Origin of the sequence: Mesorhizobium album (genome assembly GCF_033977205.1) — a bacterium.
Classification (GTDB): domain Bacteria; phylum Pseudomonadota; class Alphaproteobacteria; order Rhizobiales; family Rhizobiaceae; genus Mesorhizobium; species Mesorhizobium album.
Genome location: NZ_JAVIIW010000006.1, coordinates 107,524 through 126,720 on the forward strand (window position 1 = coordinate 107,524; position 19,197 = coordinate 126,720).

Genomic DNA, 19,197 nt, shown 5'->3' on the forward strand with positions numbered 1-19,197 from the left:
AGCCGAACATGCGCAACCGCGAGCCAGGTTTTCTCAGATTTCGACGAGGTGGTCGTCCAGCTCGTTGATGTCGCCGGCGGTAACGGGGAAGTGTTCGGCAAGCACCGCGCCGACCGATTCGATCGCCTTGACGAAACCGTCGGCGAGGCGATCGTCGCCGGCGTGCCGGGTCAGGTCCCGCACCACGCCGTCCCAGACATGCTGGCCGACCTTGGCATCTATGCCGCTGTCGGCGACCACCTCGGCATAGCGCTCGGCGATCGAGACGAAGATCAGCACACCTGTGCGGGCCTGGGTGCGGTGGACGTTGCGGGCGAGAAACTGCCTCAGCGCATTGGCATGCGCCGCTTGGTAGCGCAGCCGTCTTGGCACAAAATGGATGCGCAGGCCCGGCCACAGCCGCAGCAGGGCAAGCACAGATGCCAGTGCCAGCAGCTCGGCCAGAACGAAATGCGGCAGCCGTATGGTCAGCCACCACGTCTCCAGCCCGTAAGCGACGACGAGGCTGGCGACGAGCATGCCGATCGTCGCCAGGAAAGCGGCCGCAAAGAAATAGCGGTCGCTGGATTGCGCCACAACGCAGTAGATTTCGCCGTCGGTCTTTGCCTCGGCGCTACGGATCGCATCGGCGATGCGCTCATGATCCTCAGGGCTGATCGGTCGCGTCGCCATAGTCCCTCACCAGCTTCCCGAAGAGCCGCCGCCGCCCGACGATCCCCCACCGCCGGAGAATCCGCCGCCACCGCCGCCGGAGGACCAACCTCCGCCACCCGACGACCAGCCGCCACCGCCGGAGGACCGGCGGCCCGGCTCGAAGGTCATGCCGAGCCAGCGATAGCGGCCGGGGCCGATCTTCTGGCCGAAGATCGGCGGCAGGATCGTCAGCGCTATGCTGCCGAAGAAGATGAGCACCCAGATGGAAATGAAAACGGCGAAGAACAGGTTGTCGGAATTGAAGGGCGCCTGCTCGTTGCGCTTGCCGCGCGCCTCCAGCTCCTCCGGATTGCCCTCCAGCACCATGATCATGTCGTCGACGGCCTTGCTAATGCCGCCGGAGAAGTCGCCGGCGCGGAAGGCCGGCACCATGTCATTCTCGATGATCAGCTTGGTATGCAGGTCGGTCAGCGTGCCTTCCAGCCCATAGCCGACCTCGATGCGCATCCTGCGGTCGTTCGGCGCGACCAAAAGCAGGACGCCGTTGTTCTCCTTGGCCTGACCGAGCTTCCAGAAGCGGAACAGCCGGTTGGCGTAAGGCTCGATCTCCTCGCCGCCGAGGCTGGGGATTGTGGCGACGACGATCTGGTCGGAGCCCTTCTTTTCGAAATCGGCAAGTTTTTGCGTCAGCGCCGCGCGTGTGCCGGCGTCGATGATGCCGGCATTGTCGACCACGCGGCCGGTGAGAGCCGGGAGATCGGCGGCGAGCGCGGCGAGGGGGAGAAGGAGGAAGAGAAGGCTTAGCAAACCGCCAATGAAGGCGTTCCTGCGCACCCCCCTCTGGCCTGCCGGCCATCTCCCCCGCAAGGGGGGAGATTGGCAGCTTCGCCGCCGGCCATCTCCTTCAGACGCCGAAAATTGGCGAAAGGACAGATGACGGCCAATCTCCCCCCTTGCGGGGGAGATGTCCGGCAGGACAGAGGGGGGTGGGACGGAGTGCAAGGTCGGCAGGCTCGATCTACTAGGTCAGCTCACCCGCCCTGCTTCGTGCCGAAATTCACCTTCGGCACCTGCAGCTTGTCTTCTTCGACGGTGAAGTTCGCGAAGGGCTCGTTGCCGCGGAACCAGAAGGTCGCCCACAGCACCGACGGAAAGGTTTTGAGCGTCAGATTGTAGTCCCTGACCGCCTGGATGTAGTCGCGGCGGGCGACCGCGATGCGGTTCTCCGTGCCCTCGAGCTGCGCCTGCAGCGCCAGGAAATTCTGGTTGGCCTTGAGGTCGGGATAGTTCTCCGACACCGCGATCAGCCGCGACAGCGCGCCCGTCAGCCCGGCCTGGGCATCCTGGAATTTCTTGAAGGTTTCTGGATCCTTCAGCGTGTCCGGCGTGACCGTGATCTGCGTTGCCTTGGCGCGCGCCTGGACGACGGCGTCGAGCGTGTCCTTCTCATGCGAGGCGTAGCCCTTGACCGTCTCAACCAGGTTCGGGATCAGGTCTGCGCGGCGCTGGTACTGGTTCAGCACCTCGCTCCAGGCCGCCTTGGCGTTCTCCTCCGCCGTCGGGATGGTGTTGTAGCCGCAGCCGGCAAGCAGCGGCAGCACGAAAGCCATCATCAGCAAGGCGGGCAGGTTCCTGAAAGCGGAGGGTAAGGAAAGGCGCTCGGCGAACATGATTTGGTCCCCTCGACAGACGTTGCGTGCGAAGCATTACCACAATCCGTGCGCAAGGAAATGACTTGGGTCAAGACGTCGCCTCGGTCCGGGCCGTGAGCCCTGTGAATGGTCGCGCGAACAGGCTAAGGTCCGGGCGGGAAAGGACATTTGCCATGGCCGAGCGCCGGGACGACGAGAAAGAATCGCGCCGCATCCTCGAGCGCGTGGCGCGCGAGACGACGCCGGGCGGCGCATCGTTCATCGCCCGCACCGCCAGGGGCGCGCGCGATCACGTGACCGCGGCGGATGCCGACCGCTCCGATCCGATCGAAGTTTGGGGCACCCGCATTGGCCGAACGCTCGGCCTCATCGTCGCCATTGGGCTCTTGGCCTGGCTGGTGTATGTCGCCACGCAGGGTGGCTAGGAACATATTTCCATGAATGCAGAAAAAACCGACGCGCCGCGCGCGGTCATCGTCATCTCCAGCCATGTCGCCCGCGGCTCGGTAGGCAACCGCGCCGCGGTGTTCGCGCTGGAGACGCTGGGCTTTCCGGTCTGGGCGGTGCCGACCGTCATCCTGCCCTGGCATCCCGGCCACAGCCGCGCCACGCGCATCGTGCCGCCGCTCGACCAGTTCAAGGCGCTGATGGCCGATCTGGAGCGCGCGCCGTGGCTGGGCGAGGTGAGAGCGGTGCTCTCCGGCTATCTCGGCGAGGCCGGCCAGGCAGAAGCCGTCGCCTCGCTGGTCGCTGCGGTCAAGGCCAAGACCCCGGGCGCCCTTTATGTCTGCGATCCGGTGATGGGCGATTCGGGCGGACTCTATGTGCCGGAGTCCACGGCCGCTGCGTTGCGTGACAGATTGATGCCGATCGCCGACATCGCCACGCCCAACCGCTACGAGCTCGGATGGATGGCCGGCGCGCCGCTGCCGGACATCAAGTCGGTGATGGCGGCAGCGCTCCATACCGGCCCCTCGACCATGCTGGTCACCTCGGCGCCCTCGATGATGGCCGGCGGCACCGGCAATTTCCTACTCGACGGCAGCCAGGCGCTGCTTGCCGAGCACCGCTTGATCGAGAGGCCGCCGAACGGTCTGGGCGACCTGACGGCCGCAGTCTATCTCGCGCGCATCCTTTCCGGCCAGCCGCCTCTGAAGGCGTTGCAATCGACCACGGCCGCCGTCTACGAGATTCTCGCCCGCACCGCCAAGCGCGGCGGCGACGAGCTGCAACTCGAGACCGACGCGCAGAGCCTGTCGCATCCGATGGCCATGGTGCAGCTTCGCCATCTCCTGCATCCCGGGCGGGACAAGCGGGCGTGATGCTGGCCGGCGTCGACGGCTGCAAGGCCGGCTGGATCGCCGTCCACAACACGGATGGCGCCGCGCCGTCGGTCTCAGTCTTCCCGAGGTTCCAGGCGCTGCTCGACGCGCTGCCAATTGCCACGATCGCCGTCGACATGCCGATCGGCCTGCCGGATTATTCCAGCCGGGGCGGTCGCGGACCGGAGGCGCTGGTGCGGCCGCTGCTCGGGTCGCGGCAGTCGAGCGTGTTTGCCATCCCTTCGCGCGCGGCGCTCTATGCCGACACAAGCGACTTCACCACCGTCGAAGCCTGGTATGCCGCGCACCGGCGGGCGAGCGAGGTGGCGATGGCGACCTCCGATCCGCCGCGCGGCGTTTCCATCCAAGCCTTCGGCATCTTTGCGAAGATCCGCGAAATCGACGCCTTGCTGATCGCGCGGCCGGATTTGCGCGGCCGCATCTTCGAATCGCATCCCGAAGTGGCCTTCTGCCGGTTGAACGGTGGTGCGGCGATGACGCTGCCGAAGAAGATCAAGGGCATCGTCAACCCGGCCGGCATGGAGGAGCGCAAGGCGCTGCTCTGCCGGCACGGCTACGAGAAGAGCTTTCTCGACCAGCTGCCGCCGAAGGGCGCCGCCAGCGACGACTTCCTCGACGCGGCTGCCATGATGCTGATTGCCAGGCGGATCGCCAGCGGCGAGGCGCGGCCTTCGCCCGACCCGCCGCTGACCGACCGTTTCGGCATTCCCGTCGCCATCTGGGCCTAGCCGGACCAAACACATCGCGAATGCGACGGAGCCGTCCGCGATTCGGCATTGCCCGCAGATAGCTTTTGCCGTTAGAGCCTTTCCCGCAATAGAACGCGCAGCCGCCTCCAACCCGGAAAGGGTCAAGACGCCGCCCCATGCCTCATCTCCCCGAACATCTGCTGACCGGCTATCGCAACTTCATGAACGGCCGCTATCCCGCCGAAAGCGGGCGCTATCGCTCGCTGGCACGCGAAGGCCAGGCACCCGAGACGATGATCGTCGCCTGCTGCGATTCCCGCTCGGCGCCGGAGGCGATCTTCGATGCCGGTCCCGGCGAGCTTTTCGTCTTGCGCAATGTCGGCAATCTGGTGCCGCCCTTCGAGCCGGACGGCGAATACCATTCGACCTCGGCCGCACTCGAATTCGCCGTGCAGAGCCTGAAGGTCAAGAACATCGTGGTGATGGGCCACGGCCGCTGCGGCGGCATCCGCGCCGCGCTCGACACCAATTTTGCGCCGCTCTCGCCCGGCGACTTCATCGGCAAATGGATGAGCCTGATCGCGCCGGCGGCGGAGACGGTGGCGGCCAGCACATTCATGACCGCGACGGAGCGTCAGACCGCGCTGGAGCGCATCTCGATCCGCTATTCGATCGCCAATCTCAGGACCTTCCCTTGCGTCTCGATCCTCGAAGGCAAGGGCAGGCTCACGCTCCACGGCGCCTGGTTCGACATCTCGACCGGCGAGCTCTGGGTGATGAACAAGGAGACCGGCGATTTCGAGCGGCTGGAAATGGACTGAGGCGGGATGCATCGCCATTTTCGCCACGCCGTCTTTGCCGCCGTCGCGCTGCTGATCTCGCTCCTTGCCGCTCGCGCCGACGATAGCGCGATCATCGATCGCTGGTATTCGGCTCTGCTGGCTGCCGATCGCACCGGGCTGTCGGCGCTGCTAACCGACGACGCGCGCATGACGCTCGAGGACCTTGGTGTCGTCCAGAGCAAGCAGGAATTCATCGACTCGATCGACCAGTGGCAGGACGCGGTCGCGGGCGCCGCGATCCGCCACCGCATCGAGAAGAGCGAGAACGGCGTGACGACGGTGATCGCCTGCTACGACTTCCCCGAAAACGACACGCTGATGCGCGAAACCTTCACCGTCGCCGACGGCCGCATCACCGCCAGCACCCAGACAGCGATCGCGCAGGACTGCAGTGCTTACTGAGTACAGAGCAATTCCAGAAAAAGTGCATAGCGGTTTTCCGTCCGGAATTGCGTAAACAGTTTGTTGCGCGGCGCGCGGCATCGCCCTACATCCGAGGCACCCCCGCCTCATCCAGCCCACCGGAATTGCTCATGTCATCCTCGAAAGCCGTCGACCTCGCCGCCCATCCGCTGACCCTTTGGCAAGGCCCGCTCGGCCTGCCGGATTTCTCTCGGATCGGCGACAATGATTTCGGCCCGGTCTTCGACGCGGCGCTCAAGGCGCACCAGGCCGAGATCGACGCCATCGCCGGCAACGGTGAAGCGCCGACCCTCGACAACACGCTGGCCGCACTGGAGCTCGCCGGCGAGCCGCTCGACCATGTCTCGTCGATCTTCTGGTGCCGCGCCGGCGCCCACACCAACGACACCATCCAGGCGCTGGAGCGCGATATTTCGCCGAAAATGTCGCGGCATTTCTCGGCGATCTCGATGAACGAGAAACTGTTCGCCCGCATCGACGACCTCTACCAGCGCCGCGAGAGCCTGAAGCTCGACCCGGAAACGCTGCGCGTGCTAGAAAAGACCTGGAAAGGCTTTGTCCGCTCGGGCGCGAAACTGGACGCCGAAGGCAAGAAGCGGCTCGCGGCCATCAACGAGGAGCTCTCCTCGCTCGGCACCAGATTCGGCCAGAACGTGTTGGCCGATGAGCGCGACTGGGCGCTGTTCCTCGACGAGGCCGACCTCGCCGGCCTGCCGGATTTTTTGAAGAGCGCGATGGCCGAGGCCGCCGAGATGCGCGGCCAGAAGGGCTGCTACGCGGTGACGCTATCGCGCTCGATCTACGAGCCGTTCTCGACATTTTCCGAGCGCCGCGACCTGCGCGAGGTCGCCTTCCGCGCCTTTACCATGCGCGGCCAGAATGGCGGCGCGACCGACAACTCGGATGTGGTACGCGACATGCTGAAACTGCGCGCCGAGAAGGCGAAGCTGCTTGGGTATGAATCCTACGCCGCGCTGAAGCTCGACGACACGATGGCGAAGACGCCGAAGGCGGTGCATGACCTGCTCGACCCGGTCTGGGAGAAGGCGCTGGAAAAGGCGGCCGCCGACCGGAAGGAATTGGAGCGGCTGGCGACCGAAGCCGGCAGCAACGAGAAATTCGCCGCCTGGGACTGGCGCTTCTACCAGGAAAAGCTGCGCGCCGAGAAATTCGCCTTCGACGAGGCGGAGCTGAAGCCTTATCTGCAGCTCGAGCGCATCATCGAGGCCTGCTTCGATGTCGCCACGAAGCTGTTCGGCATCAGCTTCGAGGAGAAGAACGGCATCGCCGCCTGGCATCCCGACGCGCGCGCCTTCGTGGTCAAGAATGCCGACGGCAGCGAGCGCGGCCTGTTCCTGGCCGACTATTTCGCGCGGCCGTCGAAGCGCTCGGGCGCCTGGATGAGCGCGCTGAAGTCGGGCTACAAGCTCGGCCACGGCGCGAAGCCTGTCATTTACAACATCATGAATTTCGCCAAGCCGCCGGCCGGCGAGGCGGCGCTGCTGTCGGTCGACGAGGCGAAGACTTTGTTCCACGAATTCGGCCATGCGCTGCACGGCATGCTGACCGACGTCACCTGGCCCTCGGTCTCCGGCACCTCGGTTAGCCGCGACTTCGTCGAATTGCCCTCGCAACTTTACGAGCATTGGCTGACGGTGCCGGCGGTGCTGCAAAAGCATGCGCTGCACGTCAAGACCGGCAAGCCGATGCCAAAGGACCTGCTCGACAAGATGCTCGCCGCCCGCACCTTCGGCGCCGGCTTCGCCACCGTCGAGTTCACCGCCTCGGCGCTGATCGACATGGCCTACCACGCGCGGCCGGATGCGCCGCAAGAGCCGCTTCGTTTCGAAACCGAAACGCTTGAAAAGCTGCACATGCCCGAAACCATCGCGATGCGCCACCGCACCCCGCATTTCGGCCATGTCTTTTCAGGCGACGGCTATTCGGCCGGCTACTATTCCTACATGTGGTCGGAGGTGCTCGACGCCGACGCCTTCTCGGCCTTCGAAGAGACCGGCGATCCGTTCAATCCGGAACTCGCCGAGCGGTTGAAGAAGAACATCTACGCCGCCGGCGGCTCGAAGGACCCCGAAGAGCTCTACACCGCCTTCCGTGGGAAGATGCCGTCGCCGGATGCGATGATGGTGAAGCGAGGGCTGGTGTAGCGCCCCTTCCTTCTCCCACAAGGGGAGAAGGGAAGAGCGGCCTGTTCATTGTTATCAAAACTTCATGGTTCCGAAATGCGCCTGAAACAATGAGGCCCGAGCTTGGCGGTCCCGTTCAATGCCATCCGGAGACAGCCATGAACAAGATCTCGTTGACCCGCCGCGCTTTCGTCACCTCGGCCAGCGCCTTTGGCCTTGTCGCCGCCTCCGGGCTCGCGCTGCCTTACTATTCCCGCGCCAATCAGCGCCCGGCCTTCACCCATGGCGTCCAGTCCGGCGATGTCGACGCGACCTCTGGCATGGTCTGGACCCGCACCGACCGCCCGGCGCGCGTCATGTACGAAGTGTCGACGACGGAAAGCTTCGCCGAGGCGACGCGGCTGGCTGCGCTCGATACGTCGCCCGCCAGTGACTACACGGTCAAGCGGCTGCTCACCGATCTCGCTTCGGACCAGGACATCTTCTATCGCATGGTCGCCGCCGACCTTTCCGACATCAACGCCGTCTCCGAGCCGATTGTCGGCCGCTTCCGCACCGCGCCGGCCTCGAAGCGCGACGTGCGCTTCGCCTGGTCGGGCGACACCGCCGGTCAGGGCTGGGGCATCGACGAGACCGGCATGAAAACCTACTCGACCATCGCCAAGCACACGCCGGACTTCTTCCTGCATTCCGGCGACACGATCTATGCCGACGGCGCCATGAAGGACGAGGTCGACCTGCCCGGCGGCGGCAAGTGGAAGAACGTCGTCATGATCGACGGCAAGCGCAAGGTCGCCGAGACGCTGGACGAGTATCGCGACCAGTGGAAATACAACATGATGGACAAGCACGTGCTGGGCCTCTCCGCCATCTGCCCGACCTTCTACCAGTGGGACGACCACGAGGTGCTGAACAACTGGTCGGATTCGAAGGATCTCAGCAAGGACGATCGCTACAAGGAAAAATCCATCCATGTGTTGGCGGCCCGCGCGGCGCGCGCCTTCCATGAGATGACGACCATCCGCTACGAGCCGTCGGAGCCGGGCCGCGTCTATCGCAAGATCGCTTACGGTCCGCTGCTCGACGTGTTCTTCCTCGACATGCGCTCCTATCGCGGCCCGAACGGGCCCGACAAGGAGGAGACGCTGACGCCGAAGTCGCGCATGCTCGGCGAACAGCAGACCAAGTGGCTGAAGCGGGAGCTGGCGAATTCGAAGGCGACCTGGAAGATCATCGCCGCCGACATGCCGCTCAGCCTTGTCGTCTGGGACGATGCGGCAAAGAAGGTTGGCTTCGAAGCGGTCAGCAATCACGACAATGGCGCGCCGAAGGGCCGCGAGCTCGAATTCGCCGACCTGCTCCGCTACATCAAGAATGCCGGCATTACCAACACGGTGTGGCTCACCGCCGACGTCCACTACACGGCGGCGCATTACTACAATCCCGACAAGGCGCAGTTCCAGGATTTCAACCCGTTCTGGGAGTTCGTTTCCGGCCCGATCCATGCCGGCACGTTCGGCCCCAATGAGCTCGACATGACCTTCGGTCCGGAGCTGAAGTTCATCAAGGCGCCGACCGCCGAGCAGGGCCAGAACCTGCCGCCGTCAGCGGGCCTGCAGTTCTTCGGCCTGGTCGACATCTCCGGCGCCACCGAACAGCTCACGGTGCGGCTGATGGATCGCGACGACAACGAGCTCTACAAGATCACGCTCGACCCGGTGCGGTCGGCTTAAAGGGGTCTGTTGCGAATAGTGAGCGAACGCTGGCGGGACAGCGCCCCCCTCTGCCCTGCCGGGCATCTCCCCACAAGGGGGGATTGGCTGTCACCTTTGCGTTTCGCCAATCTTCAACGTTGCAGGAATGAGCGAGGCGCCGAAATTGCTGATCTCCCCCCTTGTGGGGGAGATGGCCGGCAGAGGGGGCGAAGGATCGCTACGTTTGCCGTGTTCCTGTGCGGCAGGATCAATCCGGATAGCAGACCGCCGGAACGTTCGGCCAAACCGCGCTGTCGCAGTTCGCTGCCTTCTGCCGCTGCTTGAAGGCGGCGCTGACCGGGCCGGTGACGATCGGGTCGACGCCGTCGGGAGCGTCGGCGAACATCTGCTGCGCGGTCTTCGCGTCGGGCGGCTGGATGGGGTCGGCTTCCTTGAACGACGCCGCCGACTGCGCAGCACCCGCCGCAATGAGCACGCCAAGTGCTGCCCATGCGAAAACCGGACGCAATCTGGACACCTGATCGGTCATGAACATGAAATTGCCCGGCCCCTCAAAGGTTCCGCCTTTGGTTAACGGAATCATTTCACACCAAGACTTTTAAGAATCAGTGACCATGTATTTGGGGCGCGGCGTCCCCTTTCGCAAATGCGAAAAACCTTGTATGAGCCGCGCAACCGAAAAAGGCGGCGCTTTTTGGCCTGCTGCCTGCAACGCTCCCGAGACCAGACACATGAACCTCCGCAATATCGCGATCATCGCGCATGTCGACCATGGGAAAACCACCCTCGTCGACCAGCTCCTCAAACAGTCCGGCGCCTTCCGCGACAACCAGCGCGTCGCCGAGCGCGCCATGGATTCCAACGACCTCGAAAAGGAACGCGGCATCACCATCCTCGCCAAGGCGACCTCGGTTGACTGGAAGGGCACCCGCATCAACATCGTCGACACGCCTGGACACGCCGATTTCGGCGGCGAGGTCGAGCGCATCCTGTCGATGGTGGATTCGGCGATTGTGCTGGTCGACGCCGCCGAGGGGCCGATGCCGCAGACCAAGTTCGTCGTCGGCAAGGCGCTCAAGGTGGGCTTGAGGCCAATCGTCGTCATCAACAAGATCGACCGGCCGGACGCCCGCCACGTCGAAGTGGTCAACGAGGTGTTCGACTTGTTCGCCGCGCTCGACGCCACGGACGAGCAGCTCGATTTCCCGATCCTCTACGGCTCAGGCCGCGACGGCTGGGTGTCGGAGAACCCTGAGGGCCCGAAGGAGCAGGGCCTGGCGCCGCTGTTCGATTTGGTCGTCAAGCACGTGCCGGCACCGACGGTGCATCCCGGTCCGTTCCGCATGATCGGCACCATCCTTGAAGCCAATCCGTTCCTCGGCCGCATCATCACCGGCCGCATCGAGTCCGGCTCGCTCAAGCCCAACCAGGCGGTCAAGGTGCTGCACCATGACGGCACTCAGATCGAGACCGGACGTATCTCGAAAATCCTCGCCTTCCGCGGCCTCGAGCGCCAGCCGATCGAGGAAGCGCAGGCGGGCGACATCGTGGCGATCGCCGGCCTGTCGAAGGGCACTGTCGCCGACACCTTCTGCGACCCGTCGGTGACCGAGCCGCTGCATGCGCAGCCGATCGATCCGCCGACCGTGACGATGTCCTTCCTCGTCAACGACAGCCCGCTTGCCGGCACCGAGGGCGACAAGGTGACCAGCCGCGTCATCCGCGACCGGCTGCTGCGCGAGGCCGAGGGCAATGTGGCGCTGAAAATCGAGGAATCGCCGGAAAAGGATTCCTTCTTCGTCTCCGGCCGCGGCGAATTGCAGCTTGCGGTGCTCATCGAGACGATGCGTCGCGAAGGTTTCGAGATCGCCGTGTCGCGGCCACGCGTCGTCATGCAGAAGGGCGAGAACGGCGAATTGCTGGAGCCGGTCGAGGAAGTCGTCATCGACGTGGACGAGGAGCATGCCGGCGTCGTCGTGCAAAAAATGTCGGAGCGCAAGGCCGAGATGGTGGAGCTGCGCCCCTCCGGCGGCAACCGCCAGCGTCTTGTCTTCCACGCGCCGACCCGCGGCCTGATCGGCTACCAGTCGGAACTGTTGACCGACACGCGCGGCACCGCGGTGATGAACCGGCTGTTTTACGCCTATGAGCCTTACAAGGGAGAGCTGCCCGGCCGCACCAACGGCGTGCTGATCTCCAACGAGCAGGGCGAATCGGTCGCCTATGCGATGTGGAACCTGGAAGACCGCGGCCCGATGATCATCGATCCGGGCGTCAAGGTCTATCAGGGCATGATCATCGGCATCCATTCCCGCGACAACGATCTGGAAGTGAACGTTCTGAAGGGCAAGAAGCTCACCAACATCCGCGCCGCCGGCAAGGACGAGGCGGTGAAGCTGACGCCGCCGGTCCGCATGACGCTGGAGCGGGCGCTGGCCTGGATCCAGGACGACGAGCTTGTGGAGGTGACACCGAAGACCATCCGGCTGCGCAAGCTCTATCTTGATCCGAACGAGCGCAAGCGCTTCGAGAAGTCGGCCAAGGTGATGGGCGCCGCGTAAGGCTTTAGCCCAGGCAGTTACTGAGGGAGGGAGCAATGCTCCCTCCCTTTTCATTTCATCCGCATGCGGCCGAGACGATGGCATCGCGGTCGGGCTCGCCGGCAAGATCGATGCGGATCGCCGTGGCGTCACGCGGCGGCCTGCGCAGGTTTTTGGCGCCGTCCGGTTCGACAGCGAGCGTGCGCCGCTCTTCCCATGCCTGCAGCCTCGACCGCGAGATGCCGAGCTCGCCGCCAAGCAGGCGGTCGAGCCGCAAGGGTGTTGCGGCGTCGAGCCGGAGCTCAAGCCAAAGCGCGGTCGCACAGTCCGGCCTGCGATCCAGCAGCTCTTTTCGGACCGTGACGTCGGAAAATTCCTCGATCCGTCCGATCCGGCTCCGTAGTGCTGCGGCATCGAATGCATGACGCCGCATGAGCTCCGGATCATTGCTCTCGAGCGCAGTCAGAAGCACCGGGTCGATGTCGCGGCGGTTGCAGCGCTCCAGAATGGTTCGATTCCAGGAATTGTCGCAGCCGGTGCAGCGGTAGATCAGCCAGGCGTCGATACGCTTGCCGTTGGCATTCACACGAAATTTGCCGCTGCATCGGTAGGGTCTCACGCCGCCGCAGCGGTTGCAGTTGATGAGAGGTCGAGGCGCGATTGCGGGCGCAATCGCCCAGCGGATACGCAACAGTCCAGACATGCCGGTAGGCCCTTCCCGTCGGGAAGTCCTTCAGGTCGGCGATGTCCGAGATGCCCTCTTTGTTTGAGCATGATCTTTTCCGAAAACCGGATACCACTTTTCGGGATCATGCCGCGCGGGCACGGCGTGGCTAAGGCTGGGATGTTGGACGTCAGGCGTCGGCGGGTTGCGCTACGACGACGGCTCAGCAATGCCAAGCCGGTCTCGAAACCGCCGCCTGAAGAACACGTGAAATGATGCAGGTGCCGCCAAAGCTGCGCCTGCGGTGCTTTCGGGGGGTTGACGAGACCGGCGGTTACTGAGGCAAAGTGAAGCTCGAAATCGGCAAAAGGGTCGGCTCTTCTAGCCATGCGAAGGCGGGCAGGCAAGACCCGCGCTGCTCGCCTTCCCTCGCCGCGGCGATCGCGGACGCTCCCGCGCGCTACGTCATCTCGATGATCGGCGCGATCTCGACGCTGAAGGCTGGGTTCATGAGGATTGGGCAATCCTTGGCCTTGGCGACGGCATCGTCAATGTCCTTGGCCTCGACGATCGTATAGCCGGCGGTCGGGTTGCTGCCGCCATTGTTCTCGACCGTGCCGCCGGGCAGCACCATCTTCGACATGCCGACGGGATTGCCGCCGTCCACGACAGCGGAGCCCAGCTTGTCGTACCATCCGGTCCAGGCGTCCATCGCCGCTTTGCGCTCGGCTTCGTCGGTCGGCATCTTGCCGGAGCCGTGATAAACATAGAGAAATTTCGCCATGTTCTACTCCCTTATCGGCGGCGTCGAGCCAGGGGATGCGGCAGCGCCGCGTGGCGATGTGCGGCTGCGCCGCAATCCGATATGCGGCTGCGCCGCAATCATTGATATGCGGCTATGCCGCAATCGTTGATCATCGACCCAAACGGCCGGGCGGGCAATGAAAAATTCCAAGTTGCTAATATGAAGCCGGCGAGCGTCACCGCGCCATGGTGTGGTATTCGGGGTTCGGGCGCATGTCGACGGCAGAAGCCACGCGGTTCGACATGTTGAAGAAGGCGGCGGTGGAAGCGATGTCCCAGATGTCGCGTTCGGTGAAACCCGCCTCGCGCAACGCGGCGCGGTCGGCCTCGACGATCTTTGCCGGCTCCTCCGTCAGCTTGACCGCGAATTCGAGCATCGCGCGCTGGCGAGGGGACAGATCGGCGGCGCGGAAATTCATCACCATCATCTCGCCGAGCGCAGGCTCGCCGGAAAGCTGACGCACCGCCGCGCCATGCGCGGTCAGGCAGTAGAAGCAGTGGTTGATCGAGGAAACGACCACCGCGATCATCTCGCGCTCGAGCTTCGACAGGCCGGAATCGCCCAGCATCAGGTCGTTGTACATGTCGGTGAAGGCGCGCAGCTTCTTCTCGTCGAAGGCGTATGCGAGAAGCACATTGGGCACGAGGCCAAGCTTCTCCTCGCATTTGGCGAAATAGGCTTTCGTTGCCTCGCTGAGCTCCGCCTGGGCCAGATCGAGTGCGGTAATTCTGTCGGTCATGACCGTTCTCCTCGCAGGGCGACGGCGTCGGTTCGATTTTTCTAAAGCGTCGTCAAACCTTTGTCGCCAAACAGCCGTCATCTGCTACCATAGTCGCAAAAGCATGTGACGGGAGGGATTTCACATCATGGCCAGCCTGAAAACCGCGAGCCAGCCGAAAAAGACCAGCCAGACAAAAGGAGGCGCGGCAAAGGGGAGCGAAAGACCGGGCCGGCTCGTCGACTACCTTCTGGCCCGCGCGCCTGCCGAGGACATTGCGGCTTATGACGTTGCGGATCTCGAACGCGCCGGCGATCTCGCCGGTCATGCCGTGGCGAGGCACCGCAAGGGCGAGACGATCGTCGCCATCGACACCGAGTCCGGCGTGGTGCGCGAGGATAAGCCGATGACGGTGATCACCGTCGTCAACGACAACATGCCGTTCCTGTTCGATTCCGTCCTCGGCGAGATCACGGAGACTGCCGGCGAGCCGTTGCTGGTCACCCATCCCGTCGTCGTCGTCCGGCACGGCAAGGGTGGCGTCGAGGAAATCCTGGGCGACGGCGGCTTAGCCAAGGGAGACGAGAGCCAGGACCGGCTGAGCGTCATTCATGTCCACATCGGCCGCCTTCCTGCCGAGCAGGCGGAGGCGCTGGCCGGGCGGCTGAAGAAGATCCTGTCGCAGGTGCACGCGGCCGTCACCGACTGGAAGCCGATGCTTGCCCGACTCGACCAGGCGATCTCGGAATTCCGCTACGCGCCGGTGCCGCTCGACAAGCAGAGCGTCGCCGAGGCGATCGCCTTCCTCGAATGGCTGCGCGACGACAATTTCACCTTTCTCGGCATGCGCGAGTTCAAATATACCGGCGGCGAAAAGAGCGGCATGCTGGAGCGTTCCGACAAGCCTGGCCTCGGCATCCTGTCCGATCCCGACGTGCTGGTGCTGAGGCGCGGCACCGAGGCGGTGTCGACCACGCCCGAGATCCGCGCTTTCCTGCACGGTCCCGAGCCGCTCATCGTCACCAAGGCGAACGCCAAATCGTCGGTGCACCGGCGCATCTATCTCGATTATGTCGGCGTCAAGACCTACACCGCCAAGGGCACGCTGCTCGGCGAGCTGCGCATCGTCGGCATGTTCACCTCGACCGCCTACACGCGCTCGGTGATGAAAATCCCGTATCTGCGTTCGAAGGCAGAGACCATCATCGCCAAGTCGGGCTTCAATCCGAACGACCACTCGGGCAAGGCGCTGATCAACGTGCTGGAGAGTTATCCGCGCGACGAGTTCTTCCAGGTGCCGGTGCCGATCCTCAGGAAGCATGCCGAGGCGATCCTGGGCCTGATCGAGCGGCCGCGCGTCAGGGCGCTGGTGCGCGCCGACCAGTTCGACCGCTTCGTCTCGATCCTCGTCTTCGTGCCGCGCGACCGCTACGACAGCGTCGTGCGCGAGAAGATCGGCACCTATCTCAAGACCGTGTTCGAGGGCCGTCTTTCGGCCTTCTACCCGGCCTTCCCGGAAGGCGGGCTGGCGCGCGTGCATTTCATCATCGGCCGTTCCGGCGGCAAGACGCCGAAGATCGAGCAGGCGACCATCGAGGCGGCGATCCGCGATATCGTGCGGACCTGGGACGATGCGCTGCGCGAAACCGCCGCCGAGACCGGCGCGGACTCGGCGCTGACGGCAATCGCGGCGCGCTTGCCGGAAAGCTATCGGAACACTTTCTCGCCGGCAGTGGCGCTGGTGGACGCCAGACGCATCTCCGGCATCAGCGCGGCCAATCCGATTGCGATCGACTATTATCGCCACGCCGACCAGGAGCCGCATCAGGCAGCACTGAAAATCCACCACTTCGGCGACCCGGTGGCGCTGTCGCGTCGCGTGCCGGTGCTCGAGAACATCGGCTTCCGCGTCATCAGCGAGCGCACTTTCGAGGTCGGCGACGAGGTCTCCGGCAAGGTCTTCATCCACGACATGGAACTCGAGAACAGCTACGGCAAGCCGATCGACCTCGCCGACGGCGGCGCGCTGTTCGAAGACGCCTTCCTGTCGGTCTGGCGCGGCGATGTCGACAATGACGGCTATAACAGCCTGGCCCAGACCGCGGGTCTCTGGTCGGGCGAGATCACCATCCTGCGCGCCTATGGCCGTTATTTGCAGCAGGCCGGCATTCCGCAAAGCCAGGATTTCATCGCCGCAGCGCTCAACCGTTATCCCGAGATCGCGCGCGGCCTGCATCAGCTCTTCGTCGCCCGGCTCGGGCCGGAGGCCGACACAGAGGGCGTGATCGCCGCCAAGCACCTCAAGGCCAAGATCAAGGACGCGCTGGAAGAGGTTCCCAACATCGATGACGACACCATCATCCGGCGCTACCTCAATTTGATCGAAGCCTCACTGCGCACCAATCATTTCGTGGCCGATACGAAGGAGAAGGGGCAGTCGCTGGCGATCAAGCTCGACTCGCAGGCGGTCGACGGCCTGCCGGCGCCCAGGCCGTGGCGCGAGATCTTCGTCTACGGTTCGGAGGTCGAGGGCGTGCATCTGCGCTTCGGCCCGGTCGCGCGCGGCGGCCTGCGCTGGTCGGACCGCGCCCAGGATTACCGCACCGAGGTACTGGGTCTGGTCAAGGCGCAGCAGGTCAAGAACGCGGTCATCGTGCCGGTCGGCGCCAAGGGCGGCTTCTATCCGAAGAAGCTGCCGATGAGCGCCGGCCGCGACGCCATCTTCGAAGCCGGCACCTCGGCCTACAAGAACTTCGTCTCCAGCCTGCTTTCCATCACCGACAATATCGGCATAGACGGCGTCATCCCGCCGGCCGGCGTGGTGCGGCGCGACCAGGACGATCCCTATTTCGTCGTCGCCGCCGACAAGGGCACGGCGACCTTCTCCGATACCGCCAACGCCATTTCCGAGAAGCACAACTTCTGGCTGGACGACGCCTTCGCCAGCGGCGGCTCGGCCGGCTACGACCACAAGAAGATGGGCATCACCGCCAAGGGCGCGTGGGAAGCAGTCAAGCGGCATTTCCGCGAGATGAACCGCGACATCCAGGCCGAGCCCTTCACCGTCGTCGGCGTCGGCGATATGTCGGGCGACGTGTTCGGCAACGGCATGCTCCTGTCCCCGGCTACCAAGCTGATCGCCGCCTTCGACCACCGCGACATCTTCATCGATCCCGATCCCGACATGGCGGCCTCGCTGGCCGAGCGCCAGCGCATGTTCGCGCTGCCGCGTTCGTCGTGGCAGGACTATGACAAGTCGAAGCTGTCGGAAGGCGGCGTCGTTGTCTCGCGCAGCCAGAAGTCGATCACGCTGCCGCAGGCGGCGGCTGCCGCTATCGGGCTTGGCAAGACCACGGCGACGCCGGTCGAGATCATGAACGCCATCCTGAAAGCGCCAGTCGATCTTCTGTGGTTCGGCGGCATCGGCACCTATGTCCGAGCCTCCGGCGAGACCAACGCCGATGTCGGTGACCGCGCCAACGACGCCATCCGCGTCACCGCGCTCGACGTGCGCGCCAAGGTCATCGGCGAGGGCGCCAATCTCGGCGTCACGCAGCGGGCGCGCATCGAGTTCGGCATGAAGGGCGGCCGCTGCAATTCCGACGCCATCGACAATTCGGGCGGCGTCAACTGCTCCGACGTCGAGGTCAACATTAAGATCGCGCTGGCATCCGCCATGCGCAAAGGCTCGCTGGCGCGGCCGGCGCGCAACAAGCTGCTTGCCGAGATGACCGACGAGGTCAGCGCGCTGGTGCTCTCCAACAACTACCAGCAGACGCTGGCGCTGTCGCTGGCGCGCAAGCGCGGGCTGGCCGACATCGCGCACCAGGCCCGCTTCATGACGGCGCTCGAAGCGCGCGGCCTGCTCGACCGCGCGGTCGAGACGCTGCCCTCGCCGGCGGCGCTTGCCGAGCGCGAGGCGCGCGGCGAGCCGCTGACTAGGGCTGAGCTCGGCGTGCTGCTTGCCTATGCCAAGATCGTGCTGTTCTCCGACATCGTCGCCAGCGACGTGCCGGACGATCCGCATTTCGACCGCGACCTGATGGGTTATTTCCCGGAGCGCATGGCGAAGAAATTCGCCGGCGAGATCCGCGACCACCGGCTGCGGCGCGAGATCATCGCGCGGGTTCTCGCCAACGATCTCGTCAATCGCGGCGGGCCGTCCTTCGTCAACCGGCTGCAGGAGGCGACGGGTCGCACCGCGGCCCATGTCGTGAGGGCTTTCGCCTTGGTTCGCGACGGTTTCGCGCTGCCGGCGCTCTATCACGAGATCGACGCGCTCGACAACCAGATCGACGGCCAGGTCCAGCTCGACCTCTACCAGGCGCTCAACCGCCTCATCTTCGTGACCAGCGGTTGGTACCTGAAGAACGATGCGGGTTCGGCGCCGCTCAGCCAGCGCATCGGCGAACTGCAGGAAGCGCGCAAGGCGCTGGAGCCGAAGCTGGTGTCGCTGCTGCCCGCCTTCTCGCGCGAGCGGATCGAGGAGCGGCGTCACGACCTGTTCAAGGGCGGCGCGCCCGAGAAGCTGGCCGAGAAGCTGGCGCTCGCCGAAGTGGGGGAACTGATCCCCGACATCGCGCTCACCGCGCGCACAGCGAACGCCGATATCGTCGCCGCGGCCAAGGCTTTCTTCGCAGTCAGCGACGCCTTCCGTATCCCGCGCGTCGAGGAAGCCGCCCGCTCGATCACGCCGCCGGACTATTACGATCAGCTCGCGCTGTCGCGCGCGACCGACACGATCGGCACCGCGAGGCGCGGCATCGCGGTGGCGGCGCTCACCGGCCACGGCAAGGCGTCGGATCCGGTCGCGGCCTGGCTGGAGGCCGGCGGCGAGCGCGTCGCGCGCATCCGCGAGCGGCTGCAGGCGCTGACCGAGGGCGGCGAGATCACCGTGTCGCGGCTTTCGGTGGCGTCGGGCCTGATGACCGATCTGACAGGAATGTGAGCTTTACCCTCCCCCTGTGGGGAGGGTCGCTGCGAAGCAGCGGGATGGGGGTGCGGCGCC

The 19,197-nt window shown here is 64.8% G+C and carries 16 protein-coding genes; 9 read left to right on the plus strand and 7 right to left on the minus strand.

Annotation, left to right across the window (positions count from 1 at the left end):
- Window positions 1–33: 33 nt before the first annotated feature.
- The 3 genes from RFN28_RS07355 to RFN28_RS07365 form a co-directional block, all read right to left on the minus strand.
- On the minus strand, window positions 34–672 hold the full coding sequence (locus RFN28_RS07355; protein ID WP_320286705.1) for a TPM domain-containing protein: 639 nt from the start codon (window positions 670–672) through the stop codon (window positions 34–36).
- A gap of 6 nt (window positions 673–678) precedes the next feature.
- Window positions 679–1,488: a TPM domain-containing protein gene (locus tag RFN28_RS07360; protein WP_320286706.1), complete on the minus strand. Its 810-nt coding sequence runs from the start codon at window positions 1,486–1,488 to the stop codon at window positions 679–681.
- A gap of 197 nt (window positions 1,489–1,685) precedes the next feature.
- Window positions 1,686–2,324, minus strand: a complete 639-nt coding sequence (locus RFN28_RS07365; protein ID WP_320286707.1) for a LemA family protein — start codon at window positions 2,322–2,324, stop codon at window positions 1,686–1,688.
- A gap of 155 nt (window positions 2,325–2,479) precedes the next feature.
- Between RFN28_RS07365 and RFN28_RS07370 the strand changes: the two genes are divergently transcribed.
- The 7 genes from RFN28_RS07370 to RFN28_RS07400 all read left to right on the plus strand — a co-directional run bounded on the left by RFN28_RS07370 (window position 2,480) and on the right by RFN28_RS07400 (window position 9,480).
- Window positions 2,480–2,731, plus strand: coding sequence for a hypothetical protein (locus tag RFN28_RS07370; protein WP_320286708.1), 252 nt, complete (start codon window positions 2,480–2,482; stop codon window positions 2,729–2,731).
- A gap of 12 nt (window positions 2,732–2,743) precedes the next feature.
- Complete coding sequence (gene pdxY, locus RFN28_RS07375) at window positions 2,744–3,628, plus strand: pyridoxal kinase PdxY (protein ID WP_320286709.1); 885 nt, start codon at window positions 2,744–2,746, stop codon at window positions 3,626–3,628.
- Window positions 3,628–4,377: a DUF429 domain-containing protein gene (locus RFN28_RS07380; protein WP_320286801.1), complete on the plus strand. Its 750-nt coding sequence runs from the start codon at window positions 3,628–3,630 to the stop codon at window positions 4,375–4,377. The genes pdxY and RFN28_RS07380 overlap by 1 nt, the downstream gene beginning before the upstream one ends.
- A gap of 137 nt (window positions 4,378–4,514) precedes the next feature.
- A complete protein-coding gene (locus tag RFN28_RS07385) occupies window positions 4,515–5,159 on the plus strand; it encodes a carbonic anhydrase (protein ID WP_320286710.1) in 645 nt (214 codons plus the stop codon).
- Window positions 5,160–5,165: 6 nt separating this feature from the next.
- Entirely contained in the window at window positions 5,166–5,582 is a 417-nt protein-coding gene (locus RFN28_RS07390) for a nuclear transport factor 2 family protein (protein ID WP_320286711.1), read from the plus strand.
- A 131-nt stretch (window positions 5,583–5,713) separates the two neighbouring features.
- Complete coding sequence (locus tag RFN28_RS07395) at window positions 5,714–7,768, plus strand: M3 family metallopeptidase (protein ID WP_320286712.1); 2,055 nt, start codon at window positions 5,714–5,716, stop codon at window positions 7,766–7,768.
- A gap of 137 nt (window positions 7,769–7,905) precedes the next feature.
- A complete protein-coding gene (locus RFN28_RS07400; RefSeq protein WP_320286713.1) occupies window positions 7,906–9,480 on the plus strand; it encodes an alkaline phosphatase D family protein in 1,575 nt (524 codons plus the stop codon).
- Between the two features lie 229 nt (window positions 9,481–9,709).
- Here RFN28_RS07400 and RFN28_RS07405 read toward each other — a convergent pair whose 3' ends face one another.
- Complete coding sequence (locus RFN28_RS07405) at window positions 9,710–9,997, minus strand: hypothetical protein (protein WP_320286714.1); 288 nt, start codon at window positions 9,995–9,997, stop codon at window positions 9,710–9,712.
- A 196-nt stretch (window positions 9,998–10,193) separates the two neighbouring features.
- Here RFN28_RS07405 and typA point away from each other — a divergent pair, with 196 nt between their 5' ends.
- Complete coding sequence (gene typA / locus RFN28_RS07410; RefSeq protein WP_320286715.1) at window positions 10,194–12,023, plus strand: translational GTPase TypA; 1,830 nt, start codon at window positions 10,194–10,196, stop codon at window positions 12,021–12,023.
- 55 nt (window positions 12,024–12,078) lie between these two features.
- Here the strand turns inward: typA and RFN28_RS07415 are convergent, their stop codons facing one another.
- The 3 genes from RFN28_RS07415 to RFN28_RS07425 all read right to left on the minus strand — a co-directional run bounded on the left by RFN28_RS07415 (window position 12,079) and on the right by RFN28_RS07425 (window position 14,210).
- Window positions 12,079–12,705 carry a DUF1062 domain-containing protein gene (locus RFN28_RS07415; protein WP_320286716.1) on the minus strand — a complete coding sequence of 209 codons (627 nt, stop codon included), beginning with the start codon at window positions 12,703–12,705 and terminating at the stop codon, window positions 12,079–12,081.
- Window positions 12,706–13,126: 421 nt separating this feature from the next.
- A complete protein-coding gene (locus RFN28_RS07420) occupies window positions 13,127–13,450 on the minus strand; it encodes a YciI family protein (protein WP_320286717.1) in 324 nt (107 codons plus the stop codon).
- 196 nt (window positions 13,451–13,646) lie between these two features.
- A complete protein-coding gene (locus RFN28_RS07425; protein WP_320286718.1) occupies window positions 13,647–14,210 on the minus strand; it encodes a peroxidase-related enzyme in 564 nt (187 codons plus the stop codon).
- A gap of 127 nt (window positions 14,211–14,337) precedes the next feature.
- On the opposite strand from RFN28_RS07425, the gene RFN28_RS07430 reads away from it, so the two are divergent.
- A complete protein-coding gene (locus tag RFN28_RS07430; protein ID WP_320286719.1) occupies window positions 14,338–19,137 on the plus strand; it encodes an NAD-glutamate dehydrogenase in 4,800 nt (1,599 codons plus the stop codon).
- Window positions 19,138–19,197: the final 60 nt, after the last annotated feature.

Bases quoted from the DNA above. Each gene is read 5' to 3' on its own strand.
- RFN28_RS07355 (WP_320286705.1), bottom strand. From the start codon at position 672: ATGGCGACGCGACCGATCAGCCCTGAGGATCATGAGCGCATCGCCGAT.
- RFN28_RS07365 (WP_320286707.1), bottom strand. From the start codon at position 2,324: ATGTTCGCCGAGCGCCTTTCCTTACCCTCCGCTTTCAGGAACCTGCCC.
- RFN28_RS07370 (WP_320286708.1), top strand. From the start codon at position 2,480: ATGGCCGAGCGCCGGGACGACGAGAAAGAATCGCGCCGCATCCTCGAG.
- pdxY (WP_320286709.1), top strand. From the start codon at position 2,744: ATGAATGCAGAAAAAACCGACGCGCCGCGCGCGGTCATCGTCATCTCC.
- RFN28_RS07380 (WP_320286801.1), top strand. From the start codon at position 3,628: ATGCTGGCCGGCGTCGACGGCTGCAAGGCCGGCTGGATCGCCGTCCAC.
- RFN28_RS07385 (WP_320286710.1), top strand. From the start codon at position 4,515: ATGCCTCATCTCCCCGAACATCTGCTGACCGGCTATCGCAACTTCATG.
- RFN28_RS07390 (WP_320286711.1), top strand. From the start codon at position 5,166: ATGCATCGCCATTTTCGCCACGCCGTCTTTGCCGCCGTCGCGCTGCTG.
- RFN28_RS07395 (WP_320286712.1), top strand. From the start codon at position 5,714: ATGTCATCCTCGAAAGCCGTCGACCTCGCCGCCCATCCGCTGACCCTT.
- RFN28_RS07400 (WP_320286713.1), top strand. From the start codon at position 7,906: ATGAACAAGATCTCGTTGACCCGCCGCGCTTTCGTCACCTCGGCCAGC.
- RFN28_RS07405 (WP_320286714.1), bottom strand. From the start codon at position 9,997: ATGTTCATGACCGATCAGGTGTCCAGATTGCGTCCGGTTTTCGCATGG.
- typA (WP_320286715.1), top strand. From the start codon at position 10,194: ATGAACCTCCGCAATATCGCGATCATCGCGCATGTCGACCATGGGAAA.
- RFN28_RS07415 (WP_320286716.1), bottom strand. From the start codon at position 12,705: ATGTCTGGACTGTTGCGTATCCGCTGGGCGATTGCGCCCGCAATCGCG.
- RFN28_RS07420 (WP_320286717.1), bottom strand. From the start codon at position 13,450: ATGGCGAAATTTCTCTATGTTTATCACGGCTCCGGCAAGATGCCGACC.
- RFN28_RS07425 (WP_320286718.1), bottom strand. From the start codon at position 14,210: ATGACCGACAGAATTACCGCACTCGATCTGGCCCAGGCGGAGCTCAGC.
- RFN28_RS07430 (WP_320286719.1), top strand. From the start codon at position 14,338: ATGGCCAGCCTGAAAACCGCGAGCCAGCCGAAAAAGACCAGCCAGACA.